The sequence below is a fragment of the Streptomyces coryli genome (assembly GCF_011044975.1).
In the GTDB taxonomy this organism is placed as follows: Bacteria; Actinomycetota; Actinomycetes; order Streptomycetales; family Streptomycetaceae; genus Streptomyces; species Streptomyces coryli.
Genome location: NZ_JAAKZV010000008.1, coordinates 57,480 through 74,403, shown reverse-complemented (window position 1 = coordinate 74,403; position 16,924 = coordinate 57,480). Strand labels below are relative to the sequence as shown.

Here is a 16,924-nt window from a genome sequence, read left to right as displayed (position 1 = left end):
GTCCAGGGCCCGCCCAGCCGCCCCGCTCCGGCTCCCCGAACCGCGTCCGCGCCCGCCTGGCCCGCCTCGGCGTGCAGCGGCAGAGCGCGTACAACCCGGTGCTCGAGCCGCTGCTGCGCATCGTCCGCGGCAACGACCCCAAGAGCGACCCGAGCGCCCTGCGCGCCATCGAGCGCGCCTACCAGGTCGCCGAGCGCTGGCACCGCGGGCAGAAGCGCAAGAGCGGCGACCCGTACATCACCCACCCGCTCGCCGTCACCACCATCCTGGCCGAGCTCGGCATGGACCCGGCCACGCTGATCGCGGGCCTCCTCCACGACACCGTCGAGGACACCGAGTACGGCCTCGAGGACCTGCGCCGCGACTTCGGCGAGCAGGTCGCCCTCCTCGTCGACGGCGTCACCAAGCTCGACAAGGTGAAGTTCGGCGAGGCCGCCCAGGCCGAGACCGTCCGCAAGATGGTCGTCGCCATGGCCAAGGACCCCCGCGTCCTGGTCATCAAGCTCGCCGACCGGCTGCACAACATGCGCACCATGCGCTATCTGCGCCGCGAGAAGCAGGAGCAGAAGGCCCGGGAGACGCTGGAGATCTACGCTCCGCTCGCCCACCGGCTCGGCATGAACACCATCAAGTGGGAGCTGGAGGACCTCGCCTTCGCGATCCTCTACCCCAAGATGTACGACGAGATCGTCCGGCTCGTCGCCGAGCGGGCGCCCAAGCGCGACGAGTACCTGGCCGTCGTCACCGACGAGGTGCAGCAGGACCTGCGCGCCGCCCGCATCAAGGCCACCGTCACCGGGCGGCCGAAGCACTACTACAGCGTCTACCAGAAGATGATCGTCCGCGGCCGGGACTTCGCGGAGATCTACGACCTGGTCGGCATCCGCGTTCTCGTCGACACGGTCCGCGACTGCTACGCCGCACTCGGCACGATTCACGCGCGATGGAATCCGGTCCCCGGCCGGTTCAAGGACTACATCGCGATGCCGAAGTTCAACATGTACCAGTCGCTGCACACGACGGTGATCGGCCCCGGCGGCAAGCCCGTTGAGCTGCAGATCCGCACCTTCGACATGCACCGGCGGGCGGAATACGGCATCGCCGCCCACTGGAAGTACAAGCAGCAGACGGTCGCGGGCGAGTCCAAGGTGCGCAGCGACGCGCCCAAGCGCGGCGCCAAGGCCGGCGAGGACCATGTCAACGACATGGCGTGGCTGCGGCAGTTGCTCGACTGGCAGAAGGAGACGGAGGACCCGGGCGAGTTCCTGGAGGCGCTGCGCTTCGACCTGTCGCGCAACGAGACCTTCGTCTTCACGCCGAAGGGCGACGTCATAGCGCTTCCGGCAGGCGCCACCCCCGTCGACTTCGCGTACGCCGTGCACACCGAGGTCGGCCACCGGACCATAGGAGCACGGGTCAACGGCCGCCTCGTACCGCTGGAGTCGACGCTCGACAACGGCGACACGGTCGAGGTCTTCACCTCCAAGGCGCAGGGCGCAGGCCCCTCCCGGGACTGGCTGAACTTCGTCAAGTCGCCGCGGGCGCGCAACAAGATCCGCGCCTGGTTCTCCAAGGAGCGCCGCGACGAGGCGATCGAGCAGGGCAAGGACGCCATCGCGCGGGCCATGCGCAAGCAGAACCTGCCGATCCAGCGCATCCTCACCGGCGACTCGCTCGTCACCATCGCGCACGAGATGCGCTACCCCGACATCTCCGCGCTGTACGCGGCGATCGGCGAGAGCCACGTATCGGCGCAGCACGTCGTACAGAAGCTGGTGCAGGCGCTCGGCGGCGAGGACGCGGCCACCGAGGACATCGAGGAGACCGCCCCGCCGCTGCACGGCCGCGGCGCGAAGAAACGTCGCGCCGCGAACGACCCGGGCGTGATCGTCAAGGGCGTCGACGACGTGTGGGTGAAGCTCTCCCGGTGCTGTACGCCGGTGCCGGGCGACCCGATCATCGGCTTCGTCACCCGCGGCAGCGGGGTCTCCGTGCACCGCAAGGACTGCGTCAACGTCGAGGCGCTGTCGCAGCAGCCGGAGCGGATCGTCGAGGTCGAGTGGGCGCCGACGCAGTCCTCGGTCTTCCTGGTCGCGATCCAGGTCGAGGCGCTGGACCGGTCGCGGCTGCTGTCGGACGTCACCCGGGTGCTGTCCGACCAGCACGTCAACATCCTGTCGGCGGCGGTGCAGACCTCCCGCGACCGGGTGGCCACCTCGCGCTTCACCTTCGAGATGGGCGACCCGAAGCACCTCGGGCATGTGCTGAAGGCGGTACGGAAGGTCGAGGGCGTGTACGACGTGTACCGGGTGACGTCGGCCCGTAACAACTGACCCCGAACAACGGAGAAAGCCCCGCCCGAAGGCGGGGCTTTCTCATGCGGGTCTTCAGCCGCCGAACTCCTGCAGGCCCTTCAGCGCCTGGTCGAGCAGCGCCTGGCGGCCCTGGAGCTCCTGCTCCAGCTTCGCGGCCTTGGCCTCGTTACCGGACGCACGGGCCGCGTCGATCTGCTTGTGCAGCTTGTCGACCGCGTCCTGGAGCTGCCCGGCGAGCCCGGTCGCGCGCGCCCGCGCCTCCGGGTTGGTACGCCGCCACTCGGCCTCCTCGGCCTCCTGGATGGCGCGCTCCACCGCGTGCATCCGCCCCTCGATCTTGGGGCGGGCGTCGCGCGGCACGTGGCCGATGGCCTCCCAGCGCTCGTTGATCGAGCGGAAGGAGGAGCGGGCGCCCTTCAGGTCCGTCACCGGGAGCAGCTTCTCCGCCTCGGCGACCAGCTCCTCCTTGCGGGTGAGGTTCTCGCGCTGCTCGACGTCGCGCTCGGCGAAGACCTCGGAGCGGGCCTGGAAGAAGACGTCCTGCGCGCCACGGAAGCGCGCCCACAGGTCGTCCTCGTGCTCGCGCTGCGCACGCCCCGCGGCCTTCCAGTCGGCCATCAGCTCGCGATAGCGGGCCGCGGTCGGGCCCCACTCGCGCGAGTCGGACAGCGCCTCGGCCTCCTGGACCAGCTTCTCCTTGCGCTGCCTGGCCTCCTCGCGCTGCGCGTCCAGCGCGGCGAAGTGGGCCTTGCGGCGCTTGGAGAACGCCGAGCGGGCGTGGCTGAAGCGGTGCCACAGCTCGTCGTCGCTCTTGCGGTCGAGGCGGGGCAGGCCCTTCCACGTGTCGACGAGGGCGCGCAGGCGTTCGCCGGCGGCGCGCCACTGCTCGCTCTGCGCCAGCTCCTCGGCCTCGGCGACCAGCGCCTCCTTGGCCCCGCGCGCCTCCTCGGTGGCCCGCGCCTTCGCCGCCTTGCGCTCCTCGCGGCGCGCATCCACGTCGCTGACGAGCTTGTCGAGCCGCTTGCCGAGCGCGTCCAGGTCGCCGACGGCGTGCGCGTCGGTGACCTGCTCCCGCAGGTGCTCGATGGCGGTCATCGCGTCCTTGGCGGACAGGTCCGTGGTCTGCACCCGGCGCTCGAGGAGGCCGATCTCGACGACCAGACCGTCGTACTTCCGCTTGAAATAGGCCAGGGCTTCCTCAGGACTCCCGGCCTGCCAAGAACCGACAACCCGCTCGCCGTCGGCAGTACGCACGTACACGGTCCCCGTCTCGTCGACGCGGCCCCAAGGGTCGCTGGTCACAGCGCCTCCTCACATGACGCCGGGCGGGCGGGCTCACCCGCGGCATCTTCCACAGTTTCGCCTCCTCGCCCACCGCGGGGAGGAGGGGCCTTCGGCCGTGCCGGCCGGTCTTTTCCGGTCGGTGCGCGGAAAGACGTCGGCGCTGGCACCCTACTAAACGCCAACATAGGCGACCGGCGCCCCGGCTGTCCGCATCCCGGGAGTCAGTTCTTCGAGACGGTTGCCTTGTTGATCACCACGGTCGCGTTGGGCGCCGTGTTCTGCGTCTGCGGGTCCATCGGGGCCACGCCCGCCTTGGCGATCTTCTCGAGCACCTTCATGCCCGCCTTGTCCACTTTGCCGAAGGGCGTGTAGTACGGCGGGAGCTGGCTGTCCTTGTAGACGAGGAAGAACTGGCTGCCGCCGCTGTTCTTGCCCTGCTTCGTCTGCGGGTTGTACATGTTCGCCATCGCGACCGTGCCCGCCGGGTACTTGCCGCCCTTGAGGTCCTTCGACTTCAGGTTCTCGTCCGGGATGGTGTAGCCGGGCCCGCCCTGCCCGGTGCCCTTGGGGTCACCGCACTGCACGACGAAGATGCCCTGGTTGGTCATCCGGTGGCACTTGGTGTGGTCGAAGTACTTCTGGCCGGCCAGGAAGTCGAAGGAGTTGACCGTGCGCGGGGCGTTCTCCGCGTCCAGGTCGATGCCGATGTCACCGCAGGTGGTCTGCAGCTTCATGGAGTACGAGGCCGACTTGTCGATCGCGACCTTCGGCTCCTTCTTCCACGTCTTGGTGGCCGGCTTGCCCGCCGCGGGCTTGTCGCACGGGTCCGGCGCCTTGCTGGTGGGCGGCGTGGACGGCTCGTCGGCGGCGTCGTTCTTCTTGCCGCTGTCGCCGTCGAAGGCACCCGCCACCCAGGCCATCCCCGAGCTCGCGAGGACGACGGCCAGCACCGCCGCGATGATCGCGTTGCGCTTGCGGGCCTTGCCCCGGGCCTCCTGGCGCCGCTGCTGCTGTCGCTCGTACTTCTCCCGGGCGATCTGCCGCCGCCGCGCGTCCTTGCTGGCCACCGGTCCTGTCCTCTCCCTGTACGTCGACTAACCGCGTGCGTGTGACGCGTACGGTATATCGGTTCGCGGCTCTGTTGGGCCCGCCGGTACTCTCTGAGGTGCAACGACTGCCTCTCGAACCCCGACCGAAGGACGATTGTGCTGATTGCCGGGTTCCCCGCCGGGGCCTGGGGGACGAATTGTTATCTCGTCGCCCCCGCCGCGGGCGAGGAGTGCGTGATCATCGACCCCGGGCACCAGGCCGCAGAAGGTGTCGCCGAGACGGTCGCCAAGCACCGCCTGAAGCCGGTCGCGGTCGTCCTCACCCACGGGCACATCGACCACGTGGCCTCGGTGGTCCCGGTCTGCGGCGCGCACGACGTGCCCGCCTGGATCCACCCCGACGACCGCTACATGCTGAAGGACCCGGAGAAGGCCATCGGGATGGCGTTCGGGCAGCAGCTGATGGGCGAGCTGACCGTGGGCGAGCCGGACGACCTGAAGGAGCTCTCGGACGGCGCCAAGCTGGAGCTCGCGGGCCTGCAGCTGACCGTCGCGCACGCGCCCGGGCATACCAAGGGGTCGGTGACGTTCCGGATGCCCGAGCGGGAGGACATCCCGCCGGTGTTCTTCTCGGGCGACCTGCTCTTCGCCGGCTCCATCGGACGTACGGACCTGCCCGGCGGCGACTCCGACGAGATCATGCGGTCGCTGTCCCGCGTCTGCCTGCCGCTGGACGACGAGACGGTCGTCCTGTCGGGACACGGCCCCCAGACCACCATCGGCCGCGAGCGCGCCACGAACCCGTTCCTGCGCGAGGCCGCCGCCGGCCTTTCCGAGGGTGGCCCCACCGCCACCCCGCGACGAGGAATCTGACGAGAAAGCTTCAAGTGAGCACCTTCCAGGCCCCCAAGGGCACCTATGACCTGCTGCCGCCGCGCTCCGCGCTCTTCCTGCGCGTACGCGAGGCCATGGCGGCCCCCGCGAAGCTGGCCGGCTACGGCTATGTGGAGACCCCCGGCTTCGAGAACGTGGAGCTGTTCTCCCGCGGCGTCGGCGAATCCACCGACATCGTGACCAAGGAGATGTACACCCTCACCACCAAGGGCGGCGACCAGCTCGCGCTGCGCCCCGAGGGCACCGCCTCCGTGCTGCGCGCCGCCCTGGAGGCCAACCTCCACAAGGGCGGCAACCTGCCGGTCAAGCTCTGGTACTCCGGCTCGTACTACCGCTACGAGCGCGCCCAGAAGGGCCGTTACCGCCACTTCTCCCAGGTCGGCGCCGAGGCGATCGGCGCCGAGGACCCGCTGCTCGACGCCGAGCTGATCACGCTCGCCGCGCAGTCCTTCAAGGACCTGGGTCTGACCGGCGTACGCCTCCTGCTCAACTCGCTCGGCGACAAGGAGTGCCGCCCGGCCTACCGCGCCGCGCTGCAGGACTTCCTGCGCGGGCTCGACCTCGACGAGGCCACCCGCGAGCGGATCGACATCAACCCGCTGCGGGTGCTGGACGACAAGCGCGAGTCGGTGCAGAAGCAGCTGGTCGGCGCCCCGATGATGCGCGACCACCTGTGCGAGGCGTGCCGTACGTACCACGAGGAGGTGCGCGCGCAGCTCAAGGAGGCGGGCGTCGCCTTCGAGGACGACCCGAAGCTGGTCCGCGGGCTCGACTACTACACCCGCACCACCTTCGAGTTCGTCCACGACGGCCTCGGCTCGCAGTCCGCGGTCGGCGGCGGCGGCCGGTACGACGGCCTCTCCGAGATGATCGGCGGCCCGGCGCTGCCGTCCGTCGGCTGGGCGCTCGGCGTGGACCGTACGGTGCTGGCGGTCGAGGAGGAGGGCATCGACCTCGGCCTCCCGGCGACCACGTCCGTGTACGCGGTGCCGGTCGGCGACGAGGCACGCAAGCTGCTCTTCCGCCTCGCCGGCGAGCTGCGCGCGGCCGGGATCGCCACCGACTTCGCGTACGGCGGCAAGGGCATGAAGAACGCCATGAAGTCCGCCAACCGCTCCGGCGCCCGCTTCACGCTGGTCGCCGGCGACCGGGACCTCGCCGAGGGCGTGGTGCAGCTGAAGGACATGGAGAGCGGCGAGCAGACGGCGCTGGCGCCGGACGCGGTGGTGGCCGAACTGCGCTCGCGGATCGGCTGACCTTACGTCGCTCGAACACGCGGGTGGCCACTCTGGTATCCATAGGGCCACCCGCGTGCCGTATCGGCCCAACTGCGGCACGGGCTGCGGCACAATGAGCGGCGCACGAAGGCACCCACGACCACCCGACGGAACCGGAACAGGCGACATGACGACGATGGCAGCTGACTCCACCCGCACCCCCAGGGAACAGGAAGAGTCCCGCTCGCAACTCGTAGGCGCCGGCCGTGCGTTCGCCTGGCTGCTGATCATCGGTGGCGCCCTCGGGGTGATGTCTTCGGCGATCATCACGCATGACAAGGAAAAGCTGCTCGCGGACCCGGGCTACCGGCCGCCGTGCAGCTTCAGCCCCATCTTCTCCTGTGGCGACATCATGGAGAGCTGGCAGGCCTCGTTCTTCGGTTTCCCGAACCCGTGGATCGGCTGGGTCACGTACTCGATGCTCGTCGCCATCGGGGTCTCGCTGCTGGCCGGCGGTCGGTTCGCGCGCTGGTGGTGGGTCGGGCTGTGGGCCGGCACCCTCTTCGGCGCCGCCTTTGTGACCTTCCTGCAGTACACCTCGCTGTACGAGGTCCAGAAGCTGTGCATCTGGTGCATGATCGCGTGGGTCGTCACCATCGCGCTCTTCTGGTACACCACCGTGCACAACATCAAGACCGGCGTCTTCCCCGTCTCCGAGGGTGTGCGCAAGAACGTGACGGAGTTCCACTGGGTCGTCCCCGTCCTCTGGTACGCGGCGATCTTCATGGCCATGTACGCGAAGTGGGGCAGCAAGCTCTGGGCCTGACGCCGGGCCCGGCTGTCAGAGGCGTGAATTAGGGTCGGGAGCGTGGAAGAGCCCGACCTGTTCACCGCCGCCGCCGAGGAACGCCAGGCCAAAGAGCCCGCCGGCAGCCCCCTGGCGGTCCGTATGCGCCCGCGCACCCTCGACGAGGTCGTGGGCCAGCAGCATCTGCTCAAGCCCGGCTCGCCGCTGCGCCGGCTGGTCGGCGAGGGCGGGGGAGGACCGGCCGGATCGTCGTCGGTGCTGCTCTGGGGCCCGCCCGGCACCGGAAAGACCACCCTCGCGTACGTCGTCAGCCAGGCCACCAAGAAGCGCTTCGTGGAGCTCTCCGCGATCACCGCGGGCGTGAAGGAAGTCCGGGCCGTCATCGAGGGCGCCCGCCGCGCCTCCGGGATGCACGGCCAGGACACGGTCCTCTTCCTCGACGAGATCCACCGCTTCAGCAAGGCCCAGCAGGACTCCCTGCTCCCGGCGGTGGAGAACCGCTGGGTCACCCTGATCGCGGCCACGACCGAGAACCCGTACTTCTCGATCATCTCCCCGCTGCTCTCCCGCTCCCTCCTGCTGACCCTCGAGTCGCTCACCGACGACGACATCCGCGGCCTGCTCCACCGCGCGCTGAGCGAGGAGCGCGGGCTCGCGGGCGCGGTGACGCTCGGCGAGGACGCCGAGGCGCATCTGCTGCGCATCGCCGGCGGCGACGCCCGCCGGGCGCTCACTGCCCTGGAGGCGGGCGCGGGCGCGGCGCTCGACAAGGGCGAGGACGAGGTCACCCTCCAGACGCTGGAGGAGGCGGTCGACCGCGCCGCGGTGAAGTACGACCGCGACGGCGATCAGCATTACGACGTGACCAGCGCGCTGATCAAGTCCATCCGCGGCTCGGACGCGGATGCGGCGCTGCACTATCTGGCGCGCCAGATCGAGGCGGGGGAGGACCCGCGCTTCATCGCCCGGCGGCTGATGATCTCGGCGAGCGAGGACATCGGCATGGCCGACTCGACGGCCCTGCAGACGGCGGTCGCAGCTGCTCAGGCGGTGGCCATGGTCGGCTTCCCGGAGGCGGCCCTGATCCTCGCCCACGCGACGGTGGCGCTGGCGCTGGCCCCGAAGTCCAATGCGGTGACGATGGCCATCGGCGCCGCGCAGGCGGACGTCCGCGCGGGCAAGACCGGGCCCGTACCGGCGCATCTGCGGGACGGGCACTACAAAGGGGCGGAGAAGCTCGGGCACGGGAAGGGTTATGTGTATCCGCACGACGTCCCGGGTGCCATCGCCGCGCAGCAGTACGCGCCGGACGAGCTGCACGGCAAGCACTATTACGAGCCGACGCGCTACGGCGCGGAGGCGCGGTACACCGACATCGTGGAGATGGTGCGGTCGCGCTTGAAGGGTGAGGGCGGCTAGCGGCCGTTACGCTCCTGATCATGGCGCGGTCCGGCTCCAAGGTCACCAGTTACGTCCTGCTGATCGTGCTGGCCGCGGTCATCGGCGCGCTGTGGTGGTTCCGCCCGCAGGGCGACGATCCGCGCGAGGCGTTACCGACCACGCCCGCCGACAGCCCCGCTGCCTCCCGTAGCCCTGGCCCGACTGCGCCGGCCACGCCGAAAGCCGAGCCGCCCGCCTTCCCGCCCTCCGCCGCGAAGGCGCGCACTCAGCTCGCGGACCTCAAGGTCGCCTGGGGCAAGAACTGGGAGTCCTACCAGCGCTCCGAATTCGGTCCCTTCACGCCGCGCACCGACGACCGCTGCGACACCCGCGACTACGTGCTCATCCGCGACCTCAAGAAGCTGCGCCGCGGTGACCGCAACCCGTGCGTGATCCTCTACGGCGTGCTGCACGACCCGTACACCGGAAAAGAGCACCCCTACACGTACCGCAAGGCCTCCCAGGTCGAGATCGACCACCTCGTCCCGCTCGGCGCCGCCTGGCGCGCGGGCGCCTACGCCTGGAGCGCCGACCGGCGGATCGCCTTCGCCAACGACCTCGACGAGCTGCTCGCCGTGGACAAGCAGGCCAACCAGGACAAGGGCAGTCAGACCCCGGACAAGTGGAAGCCGCGGAAGGCGTACTGGTGCGAGTACGGTAGGCGCTGGACCGGGATCAAGGCGAAGTACAAGCTGACCGTCACCGCGCCGGAGAAGCTTGCCCTCCAGGACCTCCTCGCGAGCTGTCCTCGCTGACCGGGAATGCGCGCCCTTGTGCACTTGTTCACATGGGGGTCGCGCCAGACGCGATCAATCGCGTAAGGTTAGGCATACCTAAGCTTCAAGACCCGATCCGGAGGATCACCGCACCGTGAACCAGTCGCGCCCCAAGGTCCGCAAGTCGCGGGCGCTCGGCATCCCGCTCACCCCGAAGGCCGTCAAGTACTTCGAGGCCCGCCCGTACCCGCCGGGCGAGCACGGCCGCGGCCGCAAGTCCACCAGTGACTACAAGGTCCGGCTGCTGGAGAAGCAGCGGCTCCGCGCCCAGTACGACGTCAGCGAGCGCCAGCTGGTGCGCGCCTACGAGCGTGCCTCGAAGGTGTCGGGCAAGACCGGTGAGGCGCTGGTCGAGGAGCTGGAGCGCCGACTGGACGCGCTGGTGCTGCGTTCCGGCCTGGCCCGGACCATCTACCAGGCCCGGCAGATGGTCGTGCACGGCCACATCGCCGTCAACGGCCGCAAGGTCGACAAGCCCTCCTTCCGGGTGTCCCCGGAGGACGTGGTGCAGGTGCGCGAGCGCAGCCGCACCAAGACGCCCTTCATCATCGCCAAGGAGGGCGGCTACGCCACCGACGGCGAGACCCCGCGCTACCTCGAGGTGAACCTCGACGCGCTGGCCTTCCGCCTGGACCGGACCCCGAACCGCAAGGAGATCCCGGTCGTCTGCGACGAGCAGCTCGTCGTCGAGTACTACGCCCGCTGATCCCGGGCGCGGGCCGTACGGTCCGCTAGAGGATCAATCATCGCAGGCGCGCCGCCCCGGCAGCCGGAAACCCCGTCACAGGGTCCGCTGCCCCGGGCGGCGCGCCTGCGGTACTTCTCCGGCCGGGGCGGGTGCCTGCGGCAGGTCGTCCTGCGGCCGCGGCCCGCAGCAGGGCTGCGTCGGCACCGACGACCCCGCCAGCACACCGCTGACCGCCGCTGTCAGGCCGAGGCCGCGGCCCTCCGCCACCGCGGCCTCGTAGCGGGAGTCACCGAGCGCCTTGCGGGCATCGCCCGCCCCGGCCTCGTAAGGCTCCGAGAAATGCCGCGACCCGAAGCGCTCGGCGCCGAAAGAGCGCCAGCCCGCCTCCGCGCTGCCCTGGAGCCGCGCGGCCGCTTCCGGCGCGTCCGCGGCCGTGAGCGGCGCCAGCAGGTCCAGGACTATGGTCATCCCGACCACATCGCGGAAGCCGTGCTTGATCGCCAGCGCCCGCAGCGCGAGCTCGCGGGCCTTACCCGGGTCGCCCATCCGCCAGAGGGTGTGCGCCCATACGTAGAGGGCGTACGAGCGCGCCCACTGCTCGCCGCTGTCCTGCGCGATCTCGTCCGCCTCCTGCAGCAGCGCCACCGCGGCCTCCCCGTCGCCGGCGAAGGCCAGCGCCTGGCCGAGCTGGACCTGGGCCAGCAGCACCATGGCGTTGAGCTCGCCCATGGCGTGGAAGCGCTCGACGGCGGAGCGCAGCAGCCGCACGCCCCGCGCGATGTCGTCGGTGATCAATGCCGTCGCGCCGAGTATCTGCTGGGTGTGCGCCAGCGCGACCTCGTCGCCGCAGCTCTCCGCCAGCCGCTCGGCCTCGTGCAGCAGCCCCAGCGCGGCCACCGGGTCGCCGCCGCCGACCGCGGCATGGCCCGCCACCCATAGCGCCTTGCAGCGCGGCTCGGGCTGGCCGCCGTCGAGGGCGAGCGCCCGGTCCAGCCACATCCGGCCCTCGGAGAGCCGGCCGCAGCAGATCCAGTAGAACCAGAGGGTGGCCGCCAGATACTGCCCCACGTGCGCTTCCTCGGGGGACTCCAGGCAGTACTCCAGCGCGAGCCGCACATTCGGCAGCTCGTCCTCGATCCGGCGCGCCACCTCGAGCTGCCGCGGGCCGAACCAGTCCAGCTCGCACCAGGTGGCCAGGCCCAGATACCAGTCGCGGTGCCGGCGGCGCAGCGCGTCGGCGTCGTCCATCTCGCGCAGCCACTGCGCGCCGTAGTCGCGGACGGTGTCGAGCATCCGGTAGCGCACCCGGCCGCCGGACTCCTCCCGTACCACGATCGACTGGTCCACCAGCTCGGTCAGGACGGTGAGCACGTCGTCGGCGTGCAGGCCGTCGCCGGAGCAGAGGTATTCGACGGCGTCGAGGTCGAAGTCGCCGGCGAAGACCGAGAGCCGCGACCACAGCAGCCGCTCCTCGGGCGAGCAGAGCTCGTGGCTCCAGCCGATCGCCGTACGCAGCGTCTGGTGGCGGGGCAGGGCGCTGCGGCTGCCGCCGGTGAGCAGCCGGAAGCGGTCGTCGAGGCGGTGCAGGATCTGCTCCACCGACAGCACCCGCAGCCGGCTCGCGGCCAGCTCGAGGGCGAGCGGGATGCCGTCGAGGCGGCGGCACAGCTCGGCGATGTCGGCGGCGCGCACGCCGTCGCCCGGGAAGCCGCGCTGCACGGCGGCGGCGCGCTCGGTGAAGAGCGCGACGGCGTCCGATACGGGCCCGGCCTCCGGGCCGGCGGCGATCTCCGCGGGCAGCGGCGCGAGCGGGAACAGCTGCTCGCCCTCGACATCCAGCGACCGGCGGCTGGTGGCCAGCACCCGCAGCCCGGCGCAGCGCTTCAGGAGAGTGCTGACCAGACGGGCCGACTCCGCCACCAGGTGCTCGCAGCTGTCGAGGATCAGCAGTGCGTTGCGGTCCGCGAGATGGCGCTCGAGCGCGGCCTGCGGGGAGCCGCTGCCGGTGACACCCAGCGCCTCGGCGACGGTGTGCCACAGCAGATGGCCGTCGCGCAGCGCGGACAGCTCGATCAGCCACACCCCGTCGGCGAAGCGATCCTGCAGTCCGGCGCCGACGCGGAGCGCGAGCCGGGACTTGCCGACGCCGCCGACGCCCGTCACGGTGACGAGGCGGGCGGCGGCCAGCTGACCTTCCACGTCGGCGAGTTCACCGGCGCGGCCGATGAAACGGTTGAGCTCCGCCGGTAGGTTGCCCGTTGTGGGCGGGCGTGCTGGGCTGCCGCCGGAGCGGGATGTGCGTCGCATAGAACACGGAGCGTACTCGTAGGTAAGCGGAACGTACAATCGGTCCGGGCAACTCCCGGGCGGCGCAGCCCTCGTGAAGCGGCATGTGCGCAGGGCTGTCAGTGGGGCGCGATAGGGTCGGACCCGTTCTCACAGCGCGTAATCACGGCGTCATCGTCGTGCGCGGCAGAATCGTCCTAAGGAGCGGTGCAGCGTGTCCGGTGCAGAGGTGGCCGCCATTCTCGTGGCCGTCTTCTGGGCAATCCTGGTGTCCTTCCTCGCCGTGGTGCTGGTGCAGCTCGCGCGGGTGCTCCGGCGGGCCACGGCCCTGGTCGGACAGGTCACCGAGCAGGCCGTGCCGCTGCTGGCCGAGGCCGCGGACACGGTCCGCTCGGCGGGCAGTCAGCTCGCCAAGGTCGACGCGATCACCTCGGACGTCCAGGAAGTCACGTCGAACGCCTCCGCGCTGTCCACCACGGTCTCCACGGCCTTCGGCGGCCCCCTGGTGAAGGTGGCCGCTTTTGGGTACGGCGTGCGCCGGGCCCTCGGCCGTACGAAGGGGGAGCAGGACGTCGTCGCGTCCCGCACGGTGCCCGCTCCCCGCAGCGCCAACTCGCGCGCGCGACGGAGAAAGGGCTGAGTAGCATTGTTCCGCCGGACCTTCTGGTTCACCGCCGGTGCCGCCACCGGCGTCTGGGCCACGCTCAAGACCCAGCATGTGCTGCGCAGCCTCTCCCCGGAGAGCATCGCCGCCACCGCCGCGAACCGGGCGATCGCCACCGGCCGCCGCGCCGTGGTCTTCGCTAAGGACGTGCGCGCGGCCATGGCCGAGCGCGAGGACCAGCTCAATGACGCCCTGGGTCTGACCTCGCAGCAGGAGGCGGCAGAATTGCCCGGGCAGCGCGTCAAGCTCCTGCTGCAGCAGAAGACCGCCGCAGTGACGCACCACCGCAGTATCGATCGGAAAGAGGACCACTGATGGAGTCGGCTGAAATCCGCCGCCGCTGGCTGCGCTTCTTCGAGGAGCGCGGGCACACCGTCGTGCCGTCGGCGTCGCTGATCGCGGACGACCCGACGCTGCTGCTGGTCCCCGCGGGCATGGTCCCCTTCAAGCCGTACTTCCTCGGCCAGGCCACCCCGCCCGCCCCGCGCGTGACCTCGATCCAGAAGTGCATCCGCACCCCCGACATCGAAGAGGTCGGCAGGACCACGCGGCATGGCACCTTCTTCCAGATGTGCGGCAACTTCTCGTTCGGCGACTACTTCAAGGAAGGCGCCATCAAGTTCGCCTGGGAGTTGCTGACCAGCTCCCTGGACCAGGGCGGTTACGGGCTTGACCCGGAGCGGCTGTGGGCCACGGCGTACCACGACGACGACGAGGCCGCCCGCATCTGGCACGAGGTCATCGGGATGCCGAAGGAGCGCATCCAGCGCCGCGGCATGGCCGACAACTTCTGGTCGATGGGCGTTCCCGGCCCCTGCGGCCCGTGCTCGGAGATCTATTACGACCGCGGCCCGGAGTTCGGCGAGGAGGGCGGTCCGGTCGTCGACGAGGACCGCTATGTGGAGATCTGGAACCTGGTCTTCATGCAGTTCGAGCGGGGCGCGGGGGAGAGCAAGGACGACTTCCCGATCCTCGGCGACCTGCCGTCGAAGAACATCGACACCGGCCTCGGCTTCGAGCGCCTCGCCATGGTCCTCCAGGGCGTCAACAACCTGTACGAGATCGACACCTCCCGTGCGGTGATCGACAAGGCCACCGAGCTGACCGGCGTCGCGTACGGCGCGGCCGAGCGTTCCGACGTCTCGCTGCGCGTGGTCTCCGACCACATGCGCGCCTCGGTGATGATGATCGGCGACGGCGTCACGCCCGGCAATGAGGGCCGCGGCTATGTGCTGCGCCGCATCATGCGCCGCGCCATCCGCAATATGCGCCTGCTGGGCGCGACCGGCCCGGTCGCCAACGACCTGGTGGACGTCGTCATCAAGACGATGGGCCAGCAGTACCCGGAGCTGGAGACCGACCGCAAGCGCATCGAGACGGTGGCCCTCGCCGAGGAGGCCGCCTTCCTCAAGACGCTCAAGTCGGGCACCAACATCCTCGACACCGCGGTCACCGAGACCAAGGCCGCCGGCTCGAATGTCCTGCCCGGCGACAAGGCGTTCCTGCTCCACGACACGTGGGGCTTCCCCATCGACCTCACCCTCGAGATGGCCCAGGAGCAGGGCCTGTCCGTGGACGAGGACGGCTTCCGCCGCCTGATGAAGGAGCAGCGGGAGCGCGCCAAGGCCGACGCCAAGGCCAAGAAGACCGGCCACGCCGACCTGTCCGCCTACCGCGAGGTGGCCGACAACGCCGGCCCGACCGACTTCACCGGCTACGGCGAGACCGAAGGCGAGTCGACGGTCCTCGGCATCCTCGTGGACGGCGTCTCCTCGCCGGCCGCCTCCGAGGGCGACGAGGTCGAGATCGTCCTGGACCGCACCCCCTTCTATGCGGAGGGCGGCGGCCAGCTCGCCGACATGGGCAAGATCCGGCTGGGCAGCGGCGCCGTCGTCGAGGTCCGCGACGTTCAGCAGCCGGTCCCGGGCGTCTCCGTACACAAGGGCGTCGTCCAGGTCGGCGAGGTGACGGTGGGCTCGTCCGCGTATGCCGCCATCGACATCACCCGCCGCCGCGCCATCGCCCGCGCCCACAGCGCCACCCACCTCACCCACCAGGCGCTGCGCGACGCGCTCGGCCCGACCGCCGCACAGGCCGGCTCGGAGAACTCCCCGGGCCGCTTCCGCTTCGACTTCGGCTCGCCGGCCGCCGTGCCCGGTACGGTCCTCACCGACGTCGAGCAGAAGATCAACGAGGTGCTGGCCCGCGAGCTCGACGTGCACGCCGAGGTCATGTCGATGGACGAGGCGAAGAAGCAGGGCGCCATCGCCGAGTTCGGCGAGAAGTACGGCGACCGGGTCCGCGTCGTCACCATCGGCGACTTCTCCAAGGAGCTGTGCGGCGGCACCCACGTGCACAACACCGCGCAGCTCGGCCTGGTGAAGCTGCTCGGCGAGTCCTCCATCGGCTCCGGCGTGCGCCGCGTCGAGGCGCTGGTCGGCGTCGACGCGTACAACTTCCTGGCGAAGGAGCACACCGTCGTCGCCCAGCTGACCGAGCTGCTCAAGGGCCGCCCGGACGAGCTGCCGGAGAAGATCTCCGGGATGCTCACCAAGCTGAAGGACGCCGAGAAGGAGATCGAGCGCTTCCGCGCCGAGAAGGTGCTGCAGGCCGCCGGCGGCCTGGTCGAGCAGGCCAAGGACGTCCGCGGCACCGCCTTCGTCGCCGCCCAGGTGCCGGACGGCACCAGCGCCGACGACCTGCGCAAGCTGGTCCTCGACGTGCGCGGCCGCATCCAGGGCGGCCGCCCGGCCGTGGTCGCGCTGTTCGCGGTGGCGGGCGGCCGCCCGCTGACGGTGATCGCCACCAACGACGCCGCCCGCGACAAGGGCCTCAAGGCCGGCGACCTGGTCCGTACGGCCGCCAAGACCCTCGGCGGCGGAGGCGGCGGCAAGCCGGATGTCGCCCAGGGCGGCGGCCAGAAGCCCGAGGCCATCGACGAGGCGATCGCCGCCGTCGAGCGCGCCGTGGGCGACGCCGCCTGATGGACGAGAGCACGTTCCGGCGCGGCCGCCGCATCGCGGTCGATGTCGGGGACGCCCGGATCGGAGTCGCTTCATGCGACCCCGACGGGGTACTCGCCTCGCCCGTGGAGACGGTGCCGGGCCGTGACGTGCCCGCGGCACACCGGCGGCTCGCCGCCATCGTCGCGGAGTACGAGCCCATCGAAGTCGTCGTCGGACTGCCCCGTTCGCTGAACGGGCAGGAGGGACCGGCGGCGGCGAAGGTGCGCGGCTTCGCGCAGCAGCTCGCCCGTGCGGTGCAGCCCGTGCCCGTACGCCTGGTGGACGAACGGATGTCGACCGTGACGGCGGCTCAGGGGCTGCGCGCCTCCGGGGTGTCGGTGAAGAAGGGCCGTTCGGTCGTCGACCAAGCGGCGGCAGTTGTCATCCTTCAGAGCGCGCTTGACTCCGAACGGGCGTCTGGGAATGCTCCTGGCGAGAGCGTCGAGCCGATTGTCTGATCGCGATACGGTAACGTTCCGCGCGGAAATGGCATCCGTC

At 70.6% G+C, this 16,924-nt stretch carries 14 protein-coding genes; 11 read left to right on the top strand and 3 right to left on the bottom strand.

All coding sequences use genetic code 11. The annotated features are described in order from the left end of the window. A partial coding sequence (locus G5C51_RS04035) for a RelA/SpoT family protein (protein WP_165231719.1) occupies window positions 1–2,333 on the top strand: 2,333 nt, incomplete at its 5' end. 54 nt (window positions 2,334–2,387) lie between these two features. On the opposite strand, the gene G5C51_RS04030 is transcribed toward G5C51_RS04035, so the two are convergent. Both G5C51_RS04030 and G5C51_RS04025 read right to left on the bottom strand, forming a co-directional pair. Next, window positions 2,388–3,617 (bottom strand): DUF349 domain-containing protein, encoded by a 1,230-nt coding sequence (locus G5C51_RS04030; RefSeq protein ID WP_165231716.1) that lies wholly within the window; start codon window positions 3,615–3,617, stop codon window positions 2,388–2,390. Between the two features lie 203 nt (window positions 3,618–3,820). Continuing rightward, window positions 3,821–4,666, bottom strand: coding sequence for a peptidylprolyl isomerase (locus G5C51_RS04025; protein ID WP_165231713.1), 846 nt, complete (start codon window positions 4,664–4,666; stop codon window positions 3,821–3,823). Between the two features lie 138 nt (window positions 4,667–4,804). Here G5C51_RS04025 and G5C51_RS04020 point away from each other — a divergent pair, with 138 nt between their 5' ends. From G5C51_RS04020 to rpsD, 6 genes are all read left to right on the top strand, one after another. Continuing rightward, on the top strand, window positions 4,805–5,521 hold the full coding sequence (locus G5C51_RS04020; RefSeq protein ID WP_165231710.1) for an MBL fold metallo-hydrolase: 717 nt from the start codon (window positions 4,805–4,807) through the stop codon (window positions 5,519–5,521). 14 nt (window positions 5,522–5,535) lie between these two features. Next, window positions 5,536–6,798, top strand: coding sequence for a histidine--tRNA ligase (hisS, locus tag G5C51_RS04015; RefSeq protein WP_165231707.1), 1,263 nt, complete (start codon window positions 5,536–5,538; stop codon window positions 6,796–6,798). Between the two features lie 148 nt (window positions 6,799–6,946). After that, window positions 6,947–7,585: a vitamin K epoxide reductase family protein gene (locus G5C51_RS04010; protein WP_165231704.1), complete on the top strand. Its 639-nt coding sequence runs from the start codon at window positions 6,947–6,949 to the stop codon at window positions 7,583–7,585. Window positions 7,586–7,627: 42 nt separating this feature from the next. Continuing rightward, complete coding sequence (locus G5C51_RS04005; protein WP_165231701.1) at window positions 7,628–8,986, top strand: AAA family ATPase; 1,359 nt, start codon at window positions 7,628–7,630, stop codon at window positions 8,984–8,986. A 20-nt stretch (window positions 8,987–9,006) separates the two neighbouring features. Next, window positions 9,007–9,762, top strand: coding sequence for an HNH endonuclease family protein (locus G5C51_RS04000; protein ID WP_165231698.1), 756 nt, complete (start codon window positions 9,007–9,009; stop codon window positions 9,760–9,762). A 115-nt stretch (window positions 9,763–9,877) separates the two neighbouring features. After that, window positions 9,878–10,489, top strand: a complete 612-nt coding sequence (gene rpsD / locus G5C51_RS03995; RefSeq protein ID WP_165231695.1) for a 30S ribosomal protein S4 — start codon at window positions 9,878–9,880, stop codon at window positions 10,487–10,489. 75 nt (window positions 10,490–10,564) lie between these two features. Here the strand turns inward: rpsD and G5C51_RS03990 are convergent, their stop codons facing one another. Beyond that, entirely contained in the window at window positions 10,565–12,778 is a 2,214-nt protein-coding gene (locus tag G5C51_RS03990) for an ATP-binding protein (RefSeq protein WP_165231681.1), read from the bottom strand. Window positions 12,779–12,971: 193 nt separating this feature from the next. Here G5C51_RS03990 and G5C51_RS03985 point away from each other — a divergent pair, with 193 nt between their 5' ends. Genes G5C51_RS03985 through ruvX form a run of 4 tightly spaced genes read left to right on the top strand, consistent with a single transcriptional unit; the run spans window position 12,972 to window position 16,884 of the window. Next, the gene (locus G5C51_RS03985) at window positions 12,972–13,397 is read left to right on the top strand and encodes a DUF948 domain-containing protein (RefSeq protein WP_165231678.1); all 426 of its coding nucleotides are present in this window, start codon (window positions 12,972–12,974) and stop codon (window positions 13,395–13,397) included. A 6-nt stretch (window positions 13,398–13,403) separates the two neighbouring features. Further along, window positions 13,404–13,736 (top strand): DUF6167 family protein, encoded by a 333-nt coding sequence (locus G5C51_RS03980; RefSeq protein WP_165231675.1) that lies wholly within the window; start codon window positions 13,404–13,406, stop codon window positions 13,734–13,736. Next, window positions 13,736–16,405, top strand: a complete 2,670-nt coding sequence (alaS, locus tag G5C51_RS03975; RefSeq protein WP_165231672.1) for an alanine--tRNA ligase — start codon at window positions 13,736–13,738, stop codon at window positions 16,403–16,405. The genes G5C51_RS03980 and alaS overlap by 1 nt, the downstream gene beginning before the upstream one ends. Continuing rightward, window positions 16,405–16,884 carry a Holliday junction resolvase RuvX gene (ruvX, locus tag G5C51_RS03970; protein WP_165231669.1) on the top strand — a complete coding sequence of 160 codons (480 nt, stop codon included), beginning with the start codon at window positions 16,405–16,407 and terminating at the stop codon, window positions 16,882–16,884. Before alaS ends, ruvX begins: the two co-directional genes overlap by 1 nt. Window positions 16,885–16,924: the final 40 nt, after the last annotated feature.

Excerpts from the sequence above, each read along its gene's own strand:
- G5C51_RS04010 (WP_165231704.1), top strand. The coding sequence starts at position 6,947 with ATGACGACGATGGCAGCTGACTCCACCCGCACCCCCAGGGAACAGGAA.
- G5C51_RS04000 (WP_165231698.1), top strand. The coding sequence starts at position 9,007 with ATGGCGCGGTCCGGCTCCAAGGTCACCAGTTACGTCCTGCTGATCGTG.
- G5C51_RS03990 (WP_165231681.1), bottom strand. The coding sequence starts at position 12,778 with ATGCGACGCACATCCCGCTCCGGCGGCAGCCCAGCACGCCCGCCCACA.
- alaS (WP_165231672.1), top strand. The coding sequence starts at position 13,736 with ATGGAGTCGGCTGAAATCCGCCGCCGCTGGCTGCGCTTCTTCGAGGAG.
- ruvX (WP_165231669.1), top strand. The coding sequence starts at position 16,405 with ATGGACGAGAGCACGTTCCGGCGCGGCCGCCGCATCGCGGTCGATGTC.